General features: G+C 47.2%; 24 protein-coding genes. All 24 read right to left on the minus strand.

Going from position 1 to position 12,690, the window contains the following annotated elements; all coding sequences use genetic code 11:
• Positions 1 to 249: 249 nt before the first annotated feature.
• The 24 genes from map to rpsJ all read right to left on the minus strand — a co-directional run bounded on the left by map (position 250) and on the right by rpsJ (position 12,687).
• Positions 250 to 996: a type I methionyl aminopeptidase gene (gene map / locus U9P07_07360; protein MEA2109220.1), complete on the minus strand. Its 747-nt coding sequence runs from the start codon at positions 994 to 996 to the stop codon at positions 250 to 252.
• Positions 996 to 1,634: an adenylate kinase gene (locus U9P07_07365; GenBank protein MEA2109221.1), complete on the minus strand. Its 639-nt coding sequence runs from the start codon at positions 1,632 to 1,634 to the stop codon at positions 996 to 998. Before U9P07_07365 ends, map begins: the two co-directional genes overlap by 1 nt.
• Before the next feature lie 73 nt (positions 1,635 to 1,707).
• Positions 1,708 to 3,015 carry a preprotein translocase subunit SecY gene (gene secY, locus U9P07_07370; GenBank protein MEA2109222.1) on the minus strand — a complete coding sequence of 436 codons (1,308 nt, stop codon included), beginning with the start codon at positions 3,013 to 3,015 and terminating at the stop codon, positions 1,708 to 1,710.
• On the minus strand, positions 3,008 to 3,460 hold the full coding sequence (rplO, locus tag U9P07_07375) for a 50S ribosomal protein L15 (protein MEA2109223.1): 453 nt from the start codon (positions 3,458 to 3,460) through the stop codon (positions 3,008 to 3,010). Before rplO ends, secY begins: the two co-directional genes overlap by 8 nt.
• 228 nt (positions 3,461 to 3,688) lie before the next feature.
• Complete coding sequence (rpmD, locus tag U9P07_07380) at positions 3,689 to 3,874, minus strand: 50S ribosomal protein L30 (GenBank protein ID MEA2109224.1); 186 nt, start codon at positions 3,872 to 3,874, stop codon at positions 3,689 to 3,691.
• 140 nt (positions 3,875 to 4,014) lie between these two features.
• Positions 4,015 to 4,518, minus strand: coding sequence for a 30S ribosomal protein S5 (gene rpsE / locus U9P07_07385; GenBank protein MEA2109225.1), 504 nt, complete (start codon positions 4,516 to 4,518; stop codon positions 4,015 to 4,017).
• A 70-nt stretch (positions 4,519 to 4,588) separates the two neighbouring features.
• The gene (gene rplR / locus U9P07_07390; protein ID MEA2109226.1) at positions 4,589 to 4,951 is read right to left on the minus strand and encodes a 50S ribosomal protein L18; all 363 of its coding nucleotides are present in this window, start codon (positions 4,949 to 4,951) and stop codon (positions 4,589 to 4,591) included.
• A 19-nt stretch (positions 4,952 to 4,970) separates the two neighbouring features.
• Positions 4,971 to 5,504: a 50S ribosomal protein L6 gene (rplF, locus tag U9P07_07395; protein MEA2109227.1), complete on the minus strand. Its 534-nt coding sequence runs from the start codon at positions 5,502 to 5,504 to the stop codon at positions 4,971 to 4,973.
• A 12-nt stretch (positions 5,505 to 5,516) separates the two neighbouring features.
• Entirely contained in the window at positions 5,517 to 5,918 is a 402-nt protein-coding gene (rpsH, locus tag U9P07_07400) for a 30S ribosomal protein S8 (GenBank protein MEA2109228.1), read from the minus strand.
• Between the two features lie 17 nt (positions 5,919 to 5,935).
• Positions 5,936 to 6,121, minus strand: coding sequence for a type Z 30S ribosomal protein S14 (locus U9P07_07405; GenBank protein ID MEA2109229.1), 186 nt, complete (start codon positions 6,119 to 6,121; stop codon positions 5,936 to 5,938).
• Positions 6,122 to 6,160: 39 nt separating this feature from the next.
• Positions 6,161 to 6,700, minus strand: a complete 540-nt coding sequence (rplE, locus tag U9P07_07410; GenBank protein ID MEA2109230.1) for a 50S ribosomal protein L5 — start codon at positions 6,698 to 6,700, stop codon at positions 6,161 to 6,163.
• A 25-nt stretch (positions 6,701 to 6,725) separates the two neighbouring features.
• The gene (gene rplX, locus U9P07_07415) at positions 6,726 to 7,046 is read right to left on the minus strand and encodes a 50S ribosomal protein L24 (GenBank protein ID MEA2109231.1); all 321 of its coding nucleotides are present in this window, start codon (positions 7,044 to 7,046) and stop codon (positions 6,726 to 6,728) included.
• A 26-nt stretch (positions 7,047 to 7,072) separates the two neighbouring features.
• Positions 7,073 to 7,441: a 50S ribosomal protein L14 gene (gene rplN, locus U9P07_07420; GenBank protein MEA2109232.1), complete on the minus strand. Its 369-nt coding sequence runs from the start codon at positions 7,439 to 7,441 to the stop codon at positions 7,073 to 7,075.
• Between the two features lie 48 nt (positions 7,442 to 7,489).
• Entirely contained in the window at positions 7,490 to 7,756 is a 267-nt protein-coding gene (gene rpsQ / locus U9P07_07425) for a 30S ribosomal protein S17 (GenBank protein ID MEA2109233.1), read from the minus strand.
• A gap of 13 nt (positions 7,757 to 7,769) precedes the next feature.
• Entirely contained in the window at positions 7,770 to 7,964 is a 195-nt protein-coding gene (gene rpmC / locus U9P07_07430) for a 50S ribosomal protein L29 (GenBank protein MEA2109234.1), read from the minus strand.
• Entirely contained in the window at positions 7,961 to 8,377 is a 417-nt protein-coding gene (gene rplP / locus U9P07_07435) for a 50S ribosomal protein L16 (protein ID MEA2109235.1), read from the minus strand. The genes rpmC and rplP overlap by 4 nt, the downstream gene beginning before the upstream one ends.
• 54 nt (positions 8,378 to 8,431) lie before the next feature.
• A complete protein-coding gene (gene rpsC / locus U9P07_07440; GenBank protein ID MEA2109236.1) occupies positions 8,432 to 9,085 on the minus strand; it encodes a 30S ribosomal protein S3 in 654 nt (217 codons plus the stop codon).
• 83 nt (positions 9,086 to 9,168) lie between these two features.
• Positions 9,169 to 9,504 carry a 50S ribosomal protein L22 gene (rplV, locus tag U9P07_07445; protein MEA2109237.1) on the minus strand — a complete coding sequence of 112 codons (336 nt, stop codon included), beginning with the start codon at positions 9,502 to 9,504 and terminating at the stop codon, positions 9,169 to 9,171.
• A 31-nt stretch (positions 9,505 to 9,535) separates the two neighbouring features.
• Positions 9,536 to 9,814 carry a 30S ribosomal protein S19 gene (gene rpsS, locus U9P07_07450; protein MEA2109238.1) on the minus strand — a complete coding sequence of 93 codons (279 nt, stop codon included), beginning with the start codon at positions 9,812 to 9,814 and terminating at the stop codon, positions 9,536 to 9,538.
• Positions 9,815 to 9,861: 47 nt separating this feature from the next.
• Positions 9,862 to 10,683: a 50S ribosomal protein L2 gene (gene rplB / locus U9P07_07455; GenBank protein MEA2109239.1), complete on the minus strand. Its 822-nt coding sequence runs from the start codon at positions 10,681 to 10,683 to the stop codon at positions 9,862 to 9,864.
• A 45-nt stretch (positions 10,684 to 10,728) separates the two neighbouring features.
• A complete protein-coding gene (rplW, locus tag U9P07_07460) occupies positions 10,729 to 11,025 on the minus strand; it encodes a 50S ribosomal protein L23 (protein ID MEA2109240.1) in 297 nt (98 codons plus the stop codon).
• Positions 11,025 to 11,642 carry a 50S ribosomal protein L4 gene (gene rplD / locus U9P07_07465; GenBank protein MEA2109241.1) on the minus strand — a complete coding sequence of 206 codons (618 nt, stop codon included), beginning with the start codon at positions 11,640 to 11,642 and terminating at the stop codon, positions 11,025 to 11,027. Before rplD ends, rplW begins: the two co-directional genes overlap by 1 nt.
• Positions 11,643 to 11,701: 59 nt before the next feature.
• A complete protein-coding gene (gene rplC / locus U9P07_07470) occupies positions 11,702 to 12,331 on the minus strand; it encodes a 50S ribosomal protein L3 (GenBank protein ID MEA2109242.1) in 630 nt (209 codons plus the stop codon).
• Between the two features lie 41 nt (positions 12,332 to 12,372).
• Positions 12,373 to 12,687, minus strand: a complete 315-nt coding sequence (rpsJ, locus tag U9P07_07475) for a 30S ribosomal protein S10 (protein MEA2109243.1) — start codon at positions 12,685 to 12,687, stop codon at positions 12,373 to 12,375.
• Between the last annotated feature and the right edge of the window lie 3 nt (positions 12,688 to 12,690).

A 12,690-nucleotide genomic window follows, 5' to 3' on the forward strand; every position in this document is an offset into this window, starting at 1 on the left:
GACTTTGTCTATAGATTGACAAATTTTTATTATTTCTCACAGAGACACGGAGTCACAGAGGGCAAATGACTCGGGTTCTCTGTGACTTTGTGCCTCTGTGAGAGTATTTTTATCTTTTCTGAAAATGTAGTCGAATGTTTACGTTTGTAATAGCAAAACATCCTGTAATCATTAAACTAATAGCTAACCGCTAAAGGCTAATCGCTCAGTTTAGGTTAAATTGAGCGGTTGGCTTTTAAGGGATGACCTTTATAAACTCAAGATATCCGGACCGTTATCCGTAATTGCAATAGTATGTTCAAAATGGGCTGACAACTTCCGATCTCTGGTTACCGCAGTCCAACCATCAGCCAGAACCTGCACTTCATAGGTTCCCATATTCACCATTGGCTCTATCGCGATAACCATACCGGCTTTCAACCGCATACCGGTCCCGGCTACGCCATAATTGGGCACCTGTGGTTCCTCATGAAGCTGGGCACCAATGCCATGGCCAACGAAGTCACGAACAACCGCGTATCCGCGTGACTCCACAAATCGCTGAATTTTATTTGAGAGCGTAAACAAATGCTCATCGGGCCAGGCAGTCCGAATCCCTTCTTCAAGTGATTCTCTGGTAACCTGCATCAGGCGTTTGGTCTCAGAGCTTACTTTACCTACCGGGACCGTCAACGCCGCATCACCAAAATAGCCGTCAAGCTTGGCCCCGACATCCAAACTGATAATATCGCCTTCAACTAAAATGATATCTTTACCGGGGATACCATGGACAATAACTTCATTAACCGAGGCGCATAAACTTGCCGGAAATCCGGCATAACCTTTAAAAGCGGGAACCCCACCACGTTTTTTGATCAGCTTCTCAGCAATCTGATCAAGCTCAAAGGTAGAGATTCCTGGTTTTACTACTTCCTGAAGATGTTTCAGTACTTCTGCAACAATCTGATTTGCCGCCCTGATCTTTTCTACTTCGCGCTTTGAACGTAAGGTTATCATTACTTCACAGCATTCATTATCGAAGCAAAGATATCATCAACACTGCCGGTACCGGGAATGGGACGGACTTTACCTTTAGCACTGTAGAACTCAATGAGTGGTGCAGTCTGGCGATGGTAGTTAACCAAACGTTCGGTAATGGCCTCTTCCTTGTCATCATCCCGGTGATAAAGCTTGCCGCCGCAAAGATCACAAATCCCTTCCTGCTTCGGCTTATTGAACAAAATATGATAACTGGCACCACAGGAACACATGCGACGCCCGGTCAACCTCTCAAGCAAAGCACTATCCGGAACTTCTATGCTGATCACATGATCAATATCCTGATTCATGCCTTTCAGCATTTCATCCAGCGCTTCCGCCTGGGCTACCGTCCGGGGGAAACCATCAAGGATATATCCCTTGGCACAATCACCTTCTTTAATCCGATCACGGATAATGCCGATAACTACTTCATCGGGAACTAACCCTCCGGCATCCATGTATTTCTTGGCTTCAATGCCCATGGCGGTACCGTCTTTAACCGCAGCCCGAAGGATGTCTCCGGTGGAAATCTGGGGAATCCCCAGCTTGTCTACCATTTTTTTGGCCTGGGTTCCTTTACCGGCCCCTGGTGGTCCCAACAATATCAAATTCATTCTCATCCTCCTTATGGCAAAAAAAACAGGTAATTCATCAACCGGAGAAATTGCCGCAACATCCTTCTCTGCTTTAGTTCCGACCGCCCCGGGCTCCCTTTTTCATTAATCCATCATAGTTTCGCACAATCAAATGCGATTGTATCTGCTGAATCGTGTCAATCCCCACTCCAACCACAATCAGCAACGCGGTCCCACCAAAATAAAAGGGGACATTAAACTTGCCGATAAAAAGCATCGGCAAAACGCAAACGATACTGACGTAGACCGCTCCCCAAAAAGTCAACCGGGTCAACACGCGATCAATGTATTCAGCCGTTTTTTTGCCTGGCCTGATACCGGGGACATAGCCACCGTATTTCTTCAGGTTATCCGCCACATCATCAGGCTTGAAGGTTACAGCGGTGTAGAAGTAACAAAAGACAAAAATGAGCGCAACATAAAAAACATTATACGTTATGCTTGAAGGAACAAAAAGCGCCGATATCTTTTTCATGATCGGCAGATCAATAAAACTGGCAATAGTCGCCGGGAACATAATAATTGAAGAAGCGAAAATAGGTGGAATAACTCCTGCTGTATTAACCTTAATCGGCAGATGAGTACTCTGCCCACCATACATCTTCCTTCCCACAACTCTTTTGGCATATTGTATGGGAATCCGTCGTTGGCCGGTCTCAACAAAGACTATGATGGCCACTACTGCCGCCATCATCACCAGCATAGCCAGCATGATAAAAAGGCTCATTTCACCGGTTTTGATTAACCTGATGGAATTGATAATGGCCGCCGGCATCCGTGCTACGATCCCGGCAAAAATAATTAATGATATTCCATTGCCAATCCCCCGCTCGGTAATCTGCTCACCAATCCACATGATGAAGGCGGTACCACTGGTCAGGGTAATGACCGTCAGCAGGCGGAAGCCCCAACCAGGATACATAACCACCATTTCACCGGCCGGCCCCTGCATGCTTTCCAGTCCGACAGCAATGCCAAAACTCTGAACCACACTCAACAAGATAGTACCATAACGGGTATAGGAAACAATTTTACGATGTCCGGCATCACCCTCTTTTTTCAGCCGTTCCAGCTTTGGGACAACCATGGTCAGCAGTTCCAGGATAATGGATGCACTGATGTAGGGCATAATTCCCAGGGAAAAGACCGACAATCGGCTTAGGCCGCCACCAGAAAACATATCGAACATCCCCAGCAGGGTTCCCTTGGCTTCGCTAAAAAAGGCCGCCAGGGCCTGACCGTCGATACCAGGCGTCGGCACATGAATCCCTATACGATAAATGAACAACAGGAATAATGTCCAACCGACTTTCCGCTGCAGTTCGGGAATACTGCCAATATTCTCAATGCCTTTAAGCAAGATCTATCTCCTCCGCCTGGCCGCCGGCCTGGACTATCTTCTCCCGGGCAGTAGTACTGAACTTATGGGCTTTGACCGTTATTTTTTTTGACAGCAAACCATTGCCCAAAATCTTTACCTGGGCATTTTTGCCGCGCATGAGACCGTTGGCCCGCAATGCTTCGACATCAACCGTTTCCCCTTCGGTAAACAGATTCAGTTGATGAACATTGACCACCTCATACTCTGTACGGAAAACATTCTTAAAACCCCGTTTAGGCACACGGCGCTGTAAGGGCATCTGTCCACCCTCAAACCACACCGGGATAGCTCCGCCTGAACGTGATTTCTGACCTTTATGCCCTCGACCAGCAGTTTTATGGTAACCGGAACCGACTCCCCGACCTATGCGTCGTCGTTCTTTCCGAATCCCGGAATTTTTCTCCAAATTCGCTAAATCAACCATTTTATCCTCACTTAATTCGAGCGATTAGCTTTTAGCAATTAGCTGTTAGTTTAACGATTACAGGATGATTAGTATTACAAGCTATTCCCGGTTAAATGCTGTCCTGTTTGACCTAAAGTCCTGGTTTTTCAAAGCTAAAAGCTAAGGTCTAACTGCTAGCCACTTACCTTGGTCCTCAAGAAAACACCATCAGCTGAATCTACCGGCAGGTTTATCCCTATACCCGTGCTATTCATCGTCAGGCAGCTGCTCAACATCCACCATGTAAGCTACCCTTGAAACCATCCCCTGAATCTGAGGTGTATCACGATGAACCACTGATTGGCTGACGCGATGCAAACCCAGGGCCTGAACTGTGGCAATATGTTTCTTCAACCGCCCGACAATACTTTTCTTTAATGTTATTTTCAGCATTCGTTTCTACCCTGTTTTTAATAAGCTTTTAGCTTTCAGCGGTTAGCTGGCCGCTATAGCCGATTAACATAATGACTCATGTTTCTAAGCCGAAAGCTGATTGCTGACAGCTGAACGCTATGTCTACAACATTGCCCGGGTTAACCCAGGGATGCTACCATAACCGGCTTATTCCGATTACGGGAAACCTCGCTGGCACTTTTCAGTTGCAATAAGCCGGCAATTGTTGCCCGTACGGCATTATGAGGATTGTTAGAACCGAGACACTTGGTTAGAATGTCCTTGACTCCGGCAGATTCCAGCACAGCCCGGACCGCGCCACCAGCAATAACCCCAGTCCCCGGTGATGCCGGCCGCAATAAAACTTTGCCGGCGCCGTAATTACCCGTCACCTGGAAGGGGATGGTCGGACCCAAAAGGGAAACTTTCACCATATTTTTTCTGGCTTTCTCCGCCCCTTTACGAACTGCTTCAGGAACTTCATTTGCCTTACCCAATCCAAAGCCAACCCGGCCGTTACCATCACCCACCACCACCAGCGCACTGAAACTGAAGCGGCGTCCACCTTTGACAACCTTGGCAACCCGATTTATTTTGACCACTCGATCAATCAGTTCCTTTTCTCCGACTTTAGCAGCGTCCAACAATCTACCTCCTGTAATCCCAGATATAATCCCCTGGGGTTAATAATAACTTAATTTGCATACATTAAGGTTAAAATTTCAGTCCGGCCTCACGAACTGCATCTGCCAGTGCCTTGATTCTTCCATGATAGAGAAAAGCATTCCGATCAAAAACGGCTTCTTTTACTCCTTTGTCCAGCAACCGGGAGGCAAGTATTTCCCCCACCTTCTTAGCAGCTTCAATATTGCCACCATTGCTCTCATTGAAATCACGATCCGTACTCCCGGCACATGCCAGGGTAACCCCGCACTGATCATCAATAGCCTGAACGTAAATGTGTCGGGCCGTGCGATAAACGCTAAGCCGTGGTCGTTCGCTGGATCCTGATAATCGGCTCCTGATTTTCAGTTTCTTCTTCGCCCGCAGCTGGCTTCTTCTTTTTATACTTTTCACCTTAGCTCCTCAATGCTATCTATTTCCCGGCCTTACCGGCCTTACGCAAAACATGCTCATTAGCATACTTGATACCCTTCCCTTTATAGGGCTCGATCGGGCGATAGCTTCTGATCTTGGCAGCCATAGAGCCTACCAATTGTTTATCAATACCCTGAACAGTGATTTTATTTTTTTCAACTTGAATTGCAATCCCTTCGGGGATGGGGCAGTTAACCTGATGGGCAAAACCCAGACTCATATTAAGGGTTTTATCACTCACATCGGCGCGATAACCTACCCCGTTAACTTCCAGGGATTTACTGAAACCATCGCTGACCCCAGCAACCATATTGGCAACCAGCGACCGCATTAAACCGTGAAATGCACGGGAACGACGATCATCTCCCTGTCGCTTCACCAGGAGGTTACCATCCTCGACCACCACGGAAACCCGGTCGACAACAGCCTGACTCAATTCCCCCTTGGGGCCCTTGACTTTAACGATCCCAGCTTCAATCCGGGCTTCAACACCCTCAGCCAGAGGTATCGGTTTTTTCCCAGTACGGGACATGGCAATTTCTCCTTACCAGATTGAACAAAGGTATTCACCGCCAACGTTCAGCCGTTTGGCTTGCTCACCGGTGATAACCCCTTTGGATGTTGACAGGATTGTGATCCCAAGACCATTTAGAACAACGGGAATTGCATCAGCTCCGACATATTTACGCAATCCGGGCCTGCTTTCCCTTTTCAAGCCTGAAAAAACCGATTTACCCTGATCATCATACTTCAGGTACAACCGCAGCGCTCCGCGGCTGTCACCATCTTTAATGACCTTGTAATTCTTGACATAGCCCTCTTCTTTCAGAATATCAGCAATGCTCTGATTCATTTTTGAAAGGACAATATCAACTTTTTCAAGTTCTGCCATCTGCGCATTACGTATTCTTGTAAGCATATCGGCAATCAGATCATTAAGCGACATAAAACCCTAAGCTCCTTTTACCAACTTGATTTAATAACCCCGGGGATGTCCCCACTTGAGGCCAACTGGCGAAAACAAATACGACACATATCAAATTTGCGGAGATATCCCCGTCGTCTTCCACATATAGGGCAGCGGTTATACTCCCTGACCTTGAATTTATTCAACCGCTGTGCTTTGGCTATCATCGACTTCCTTGCCATCTAAAACTCCTTAATAAAGCCCCGCCAAATTATTGAAAACTATTTACGAAAAGGAAAGCCAAGTAACGACAACATGGCCTTTCCTTCTTCATCAGTTTTGGCCGTGTTAACCACCACCACATTCATCCCTTTGACTACATCAACTTTTTCAAGATCAATTTCAGGAAATATCATCTGCTCACGAAGACCCAGGGTGTAATTGCCCCGACCATCAAAAGCCTTTCCTGAAATCCCCTTAAAATCCCGAATCCGGGGTAAAACTACTGAGATGAGTCGTTCGAGAAATTCATACATGCGGGCATGGCGCAAAGTTACCATGCAACCAATCGGCATACCCTCACGCAGTTTAAAAGATGCTATGGATTTACGGGCCTTGGTCACCACTACCTTCTGACCGGTAATGGCAGTCAACTCCTCAGCAGCAGAATCAAGTATTTTAACATTCTGCACCGCACTACCCAAGCCCATATTCACTACAACTTTCTCCAACCGGGGAACCTGCATGCAGTTAGTATAGCTAAACTGTTTGGTAAGGGCCGGAACAACCTCATTTATATATTTATCTTTCAAAATACCCATCTATCAATACTCCACATCCTCACAGCTACTTGTCCAGCAGCTCATCACAACGTTTGCAAACTCTAACCTTTGATTGATCCGCTAAAACCTTACACCCTACACGCACCGGTTTATCACATTTAGCGCAGACCGGCATGACATTAGACAGGTGGATGGAGGCCTCTTTTTCCAGAATGCCACCCTGTGTACCCATCCCGGGTTTAGTGTGGCGTTTGATCATGTTAAGCTTTTCCACTACCACCCGTTGTTTTTCAAAGTCTACTCTCTTTATCTTGCCCGTTTTCTCTTTATCTTTACCGGCGATAACCATAACCTTGTCGCCTTTTTTTACCCGTGCTTTCGCCATCGTCAAATTCTCCAGTTCACGCGGCCTTATAAAACCTCAGGGGCCAATGAAATAATTTTCATGAAACGTTTTGCTCTTAGTTCCCGGGCCACGGGACCAAATATCCTGGTACCGACAGGCTCATTCTGACTATTAATCAGGACCGCCGAGTTGCAATCAAATTTTATATAACTGCCATTCAACCGGCGTATCTCCTTGGCAGTACGTACTACTACCGCCTCCATAACATCGCCTTTTTTAACCTTTGAATTAGGCATCGCCTCTTTGACAGCAATCTTGATAATATCACCAATACCGGCATACCGTTTCCTTGAACCACCAAGCACCTTGATACACTGTATTTTTCTGGCTCCGGAATTATCTGCTGCATCCAGAACCGTTTCAACCTGAATCATTTCATCTTCCCTTTCCCAGTCTTTCAGCTGGAAAGCAGAAATCCACCGTTAACCGACAGTTTTTTCCACTACTTTACTGACCCGCCAGCATTTATCCTTACTGATTGGCCGACATTCCGTTATCTGAACCCGATCACCGATAGAGCACTGATTTTCGGCATCATGTGCCTTATATTTACTACTCTTTTGCACGTATTTCTTATAAGTGGGATGTTTTACTTTGGTCGAAACTTTCACCACCGCTGTTTTATCCATCTTATCACTGACCACAACTCCGGTCATCGATCGTTTAATTCGTCTTTTTGACTCCTGCATTTTCATACCTGCCTTATCCCTGCATATCCTGTTCACGGAAAATGGTTTTCATCCGGGCTCGATCCCGCTTAAGATTTTTCAGCCTGGCCGTATCCTGAAGCTGCCCACTGGCTTTCTGAAAACGGAGGTTAAACAGCTCCTCAGATATGGCATCCACCTTCTGCTGCATCTCTTCCGGAGACAATAAACGAACATCTTTAGCTTTCATATTTCAGTCTCCCGCCTTACCAGTCTGGTTCTGATCGGCAATTTATGCGCTGCCAAGCGCAGGGCCTCCATCGCCCGTTCGGAATCAATCCCTTCCATTTCATAGAGCATTCTGCCGGCTTTCACCACTGCCACCCACTCTTCAGGGGATCCCTTACCCTTCCCCATTCTTACTTCAGCCGGTTTTTTGGTTAGCGGCTTATCCGGAAAAATACGAATCCAAACTTTTCCGCCACGTTTGATATAGCGATTGATGGCAATTCTGGCCGCCTCAATTTGACGGTTGGTAATTCTTCCGCTTTCCAGCGCCTTCAAGCCATAATCACCAAAGGAAAGTTGGGAACCCCGATGTGCCAGCCCCTTGACCCTTCCTTTCTGCTGTTTTCTATATTTCACCTTTTTGGGCATTAACATGATGACAATCCTACCTTCCCATCCTTATTTGCCGGTGAGCTCAACTAATTTTGTCTACAGCCCAGCAGTCAATTCATCTTTCTGCGCAACTATCTCACCTTTGAACACCCAGACCTTGACCCCGATGATGCCGTAGGTGGTTTTGGCTTCAGCTAGACCATAATCTATATCAGCCCGCAGGGTATGCAAGGGAACACGGCCATCCCGGTACCACTCTGAACGGGCAATTTCAGCCCCACCCAGCCGGCCGGCTACCGCCACTTTTACTCCTTTAGCCCCGAGTTTCATCGCCATCCCGACACTGCGCTTAATAGCTCTTCTGAAAGCCACCCGGCGAATAAGCTGCAAGGCAACATTTTCAGCAATCAATTGAGCATCAGTTTCAGGTCTCTTCACCTCATTAATATTGATAAACAACTCACCGGAGCTAAACTTCTGCAGATCCTTCTTCAGGGTTTCAATCTCTGCCCCTTTTTTACCGATAATAATTCCCGGCCTGGCAGCATAAATATTAATTCGGATACGCTTTGCAGCCCGCTCAATCTCAATTTTGGAAATCCCGGCATGATGCATCTTCTTTTTCAAATATTTTTTCAGCCGCAGATCTTCGTGGAGAAATTTTTTGTATTCCTTGTCGGCATACCAACGTGAGCTCCAGGTTTTGACAACACCCAGACGAAAGCCGATGGGGTTAACTTTCTGTCCCAAATCGCCACTCCTCTTTACAGGTTTTACTGATTTTTAAATCTATGGGGATAAAAAATTATACTACTCTTCTTTTAATCCTGATTTTAGCGCTCATCATCCAGAACCACCGTAATATGGCTGGTACGCTTTCGAATCCTGGTTGCCCGTCCCATAGCCCGAGGTCTGAAACGACGCAAGGTGGGGCCTTCATCGACAAAGGCTTGCCGCACATAAAGGGCATCCACATCGATATTACCCTGCTGATCTGCATTGGCCACTGCTGATTGCAATAGTTTCATAATAACAGGAGCAGATTTTTTCCTGGCAAAACGCAGGGTATCAACGGCTCTGGCTATATCCATTCCACTGATCATATCGGTTAGCAGGCGTGCCTTTCGTGGTGCCACCCGATAATGACGAAGTCGTGCTCGAACTTGCATGGGTTACTCCTTTTATAATCCAGGCGTCCGTTTAGCGCCGTACTTTTGATTTTCGGTCAGCAGCATGACCGTAATAGGTTCTGGTAGGGGCAAACTCTCCCAATTTATGTCCCACCATATCCTCAGTTATAAAAACCGGGATAAACTTGCGGCCATTATGAACCGCGATAGTATATCCGACCATTTCCGGGACCACTGTCGATCGCCGCGACCAGGTTTTTATCATTTTATTGTTGCTGTCAACCAGTTTGTCAACCTTGGCTAACAGATGATCATCGACAAAAGGACCTTTACGTACTGAACGCGCCACGAATTCCTCCTTAAAACCTGACCTGTCACAAAAGTATTTGGATCAGGCTATCTCCGTCGTTTAACAATTTGCTTATCCGTTGCTTTATTACTCCTGGTTTTACGACCCTTGGTCGGCACCCCCCAGGGGGTAACCGGATGTCGTCCACCAGATGATTTCCCTTCTCCACCACCATGGGGATGGTCAACCGGGTTCATCGCCACTCCGCGAACCGAGGGACGTCGGCCCAACCAGCGACTGCGGCCGGCCTTTCCCAGGGAAATATTTTCATGCTCGATATTAGCCAGCTGTCCCAGGGTTGCCCGACATAAATTATGGACGATACGAACCTCACCGGAAGGCAGCTTTACCTGCGCACGACTACCCTCCTTGGCCATCAACTGGGCATAGGTCCCTCCACTGCGAACCATCTGACCACCCTTGCCGATTTTCAACTCAATATTATGAATGACGCTGCCCAGGGGGATATTCTTCAAAGGCAGGCAGTTACCGGGTTTTATATCAACATTTTCTCCGGATTGCACCTGGTCTCCTACTCTCAACTTGAGCGGTGCCAAGATATAGCGTTTCTCCCCATCAGCATACTGAAGCAACGCCAGCCGGGCAGATCGGTTCGGGTCATACTCCACTGCTTTAACTGTCGCCGGCATACCATCCTTCATCCGTTTAAAATCTATCAGCCGGTACTTCTGCCGCACTCCTCCACCCCGGTGACGAACGGTAATCCGACCGGCATTATTTCGCCCACCACTGTTCTTTAGCGGGGCAAGAAGGGACTTTTCCGGCGATTTTTTGGTTATTCCCTCAAAACTGGATGCCGTCTGAAACCGCTTTCCAGGTGATGTTGGTTTATATTTCTTTAATGGCATCGGTGAATCTCCCTTATATCAGCATATCAGCGACAGCTGGACAGCTTACATGCCCTCAAAAAATTCAATCTTCTGTTCCGGTTTCAGGGTAACGATGGCCTTCTTCCAATCCGAACGTTTACCGACGTTACGTCCCACCCGTTTCTCTTTTCCTTTCACGCTCAGAGTCCTTACACCCTGGACCTTTACATTGAAAAGTGTTTCTACCGCCTTTTTGATCTCAACCTTATTCGCTTGACGATCAACAGCAAAAGCATACTGATTATATGATTCTTTCGCCTCTATGGTTTTTTCTGTCAACAGGGGGTAGCGGATCAAATCATAATAAGATGACTTATTCATTATTCCAAAGCTCCTTGAATCCTGGCCAAAGCAGCAGCTGAAATCATCAGCGTATCATGTTTGAGCAGATCATAGACATTAACCCCGGGAGAACCAACCGCCATGACTTTAGGCAGATTGCGGGCCGACAACAACAGATTTCGATTTTCATCACAGACCAGCATGGCACTTGCACATTCAAAAGCGGTCAACAGTTCCGCCACTTTTCTGGTCTTAATCTCTTCCAGGTCAAAGTTTTCCAGCACGAACAACTTGCCCTGCTGATATTTTTGTGAAAGGGCTGAAATCAGAGCCTGCTTTTTTATTTTTTTGCTCAGTTTAAACTCATAGCTGTGTGGCTGAGGGCCAAAAACCACCCCACCACCCCGCCAGATGGGTGAACTGTTGGTGCCACTGCGGGCCCGGCCGGTTCCTTTCTGCCGCCATGGTTTACTGCCGCCACCACGTACTTTCGAACGGTTCTTGACCGCCGCGGTACCACTCCGCCGCTTGGCCAACTGCCATAACACCATTTCGCTGACAAGATGACTTTTAACCTCAGCAGCGAAAACTGCATCGGCTAATTCAATCTCACCAACTTTCTCCTTGCTCATACTATACAAATCAACCACGGCCATGATGCCACTCCAGCGAATTATTCAATTACTTTATTCATTTCCACTTTAAGCTGAAAATCTTACACCTTCCGGAGAAATACTACCCCATTTTTACTGCCGGGAACAGCGCCTTTAATCAACAGCATGCCCTGGTCGGGACGCACACCGACCACGGTCAGATTCTTCACCGTAACCGCCTGGTTCCCCATCTGGCCAGCCATTTTCTTTCCCTTCCAAACCCGGCCGGGCCAGGCTGAAGTGCCAACCGAGCCGGCAGAACGATGCACTTTATGAACCCCATGAGAGGCGCTTGCCCCTTTGAAACCCCAGCGTTTCATCGGGCCGGCAAAACCTTTACCCTTACTTCTGGCGGTTACAGCAACCAGATCTCCAGTAGTAAACATGTCAGCAGTCAGTTGATCTCCCACCTGGAAATCATCAGGATTATCAACTCTGACCTCCTGAAGAACCCGGAAGACGCCCTTGCCGGCTTTGGTGCAATGGCCGATCATCGGCTTGGTTGCCAGCTGCAGCTTTTTTTCACCGAAACCAAGCTGAACGGCGTTGTAGCCATCACTTTTATCCCGTTTAACCTGAACCACCGTACATGGCCCTACCTTCACAACCGTTACCGGAATTTCATCACCCAGCTCACTGAAAATCTGGGTCATTCCTATTTTTGTACCTAACAATCCCTGTATCTGGGCCATTATTTCAACCTCAATCTATCTGCTGCGGTTTATGTCCGCCCTTACAACTTTATTTCCACATCGACACCGGCGGAAAGATCCAATTTCATCAGGGCATCAACGGTCTGCTGGGTCGGATCGAGAATGTCGATTAACCGTTTGTGGGTGCGAACCTCAAACTGTTCCCGTGATTTTTTGTTAACATGGGGAGAGCGCAGCACACAATATTTATTAATTCTGGTTGGCAGAACGATGGGACCGGCAACCCTGGCCCCGGTACGCTTGGCTGTATTGACAATTTCAACGACCGATTGATCAAGAATTTTATAATCATAGGCCTTTAATCTTATTCTGAATTTCTGGTTGGCTGCTGTCATCTT

Source organism: Pseudomonadota bacterium, assembly GCA_034660915.1.
Taxonomy (GTDB): domain Bacteria; phylum Desulfobacterota; class Anaeroferrophillalia; order Anaeroferrophillales; family Anaeroferrophillaceae; genus DQWO01.

What these genes read in the sequence shown, in the direction of transcription:
- map (MEA2109220.1), bottom strand. Translation starts at nt 996, where the DNA reads ATGATAACCTTACGTTCAAAGCGCGAAGTAGAAAAGATCAGGGCGGCA.
- U9P07_07365 (MEA2109221.1), bottom strand. Translation starts at nt 1,634, where the DNA reads ATGAATTTGATATTGTTGGGACCACCAGGGGCCGGTAAAGGAACCCAG.
- rplO (MEA2109223.1), bottom strand. Translation starts at nt 3,460, where the DNA reads ATGGTTGATTTAGCGAATTTGGAGAAAAATTCCGGGATTCGGAAAGAA.
- rpmD (MEA2109224.1), bottom strand. Translation starts at nt 3,874, where the DNA reads ATGCTGAAAATAACATTAAAGAAAAGTATTGTCGGGCGGTTGAAGAAA.
- rplF (MEA2109227.1), bottom strand. Translation starts at nt 5,504, where the DNA reads ATGTCCCGTACTGGGAAAAAACCGATACCTCTGGCTGAGGGTGTTGAA.
- rpsH (MEA2109228.1), bottom strand. Translation starts at nt 5,918, where the DNA reads ATGTCGCTTAATGATCTGATTGCCGATATGCTTACAAGAATACGTAAT.
- U9P07_07405 (MEA2109229.1), bottom strand. Translation starts at nt 6,121, where the DNA reads ATGGCAAGGAAGTCGATGATAGCCAAAGCACAGCGGTTGAATAAATTC.
- rplE (MEA2109230.1), bottom strand. Translation starts at nt 6,700, where the DNA reads ATGGGTATTTTGAAAGATAAATATATAAATGAGGTTGTTCCGGCCCTT.
- rplX (MEA2109231.1), bottom strand. Translation starts at nt 7,046, where the DNA reads ATGGCGAAAGCACGGGTAAAAAAAGGCGACAAGGTTATGGTTATCGCC.
- rplN (MEA2109232.1), bottom strand. Translation starts at nt 7,441, where the DNA reads ATGATTCAGGTTGAAACGGTTCTGGATGCAGCAGATAATTCCGGAGCC.
- rpsQ (MEA2109233.1), bottom strand. Translation starts at nt 7,756, where the DNA reads ATGCAGGAGTCAAAAAGACGAATTAAACGATCGATGACCGGAGTTGTG.
- rpmC (MEA2109234.1), bottom strand. Translation starts at nt 7,964, where the DNA reads ATGAAAGCTAAAGATGTTCGTTTATTGTCTCCGGAAGAGATGCAGCAG.
- rplP (MEA2109235.1), bottom strand. Translation starts at nt 8,377, where the DNA reads ATGTTAATGCCCAAAAAGGTGAAATATAGAAAACAGCAGAAAGGAAGG.
- rplV (MEA2109237.1), bottom strand. Translation starts at nt 9,504, where the DNA reads ATGCAAGTTCGAGCACGACTTCGTCATTATCGGGTGGCACCACGAAAG.
- rplB (MEA2109239.1), bottom strand. Translation starts at nt 10,683, where the DNA reads ATGCCATTAAAGAAATATAAACCAACATCACCTGGAAAGCGGTTTCAG.
- rplW (MEA2109240.1), bottom strand. Translation starts at nt 11,025, where the DNA reads ATGAATAAGTCATCTTATTATGATTTGATCCGCTACCCCCTGTTGACA.
- rplD (MEA2109241.1), bottom strand. Translation starts at nt 11,642, where the DNA reads ATGGCCGTGGTTGATTTGTATAGTATGAGCAAGGAGAAAGTTGGTGAG.
- rplC (MEA2109242.1), bottom strand. Translation starts at nt 12,331, where the DNA reads ATGGCCCAGATACAGGGATTGTTAGGTACAAAAATAGGAATGACCCAG.
- rpsJ (MEA2109243.1), bottom strand. Translation starts at nt 12,687, where the DNA reads ATGACAGCAGCCAACCAGAAATTCAGAATAAGATTAAAGGCCTATGAT.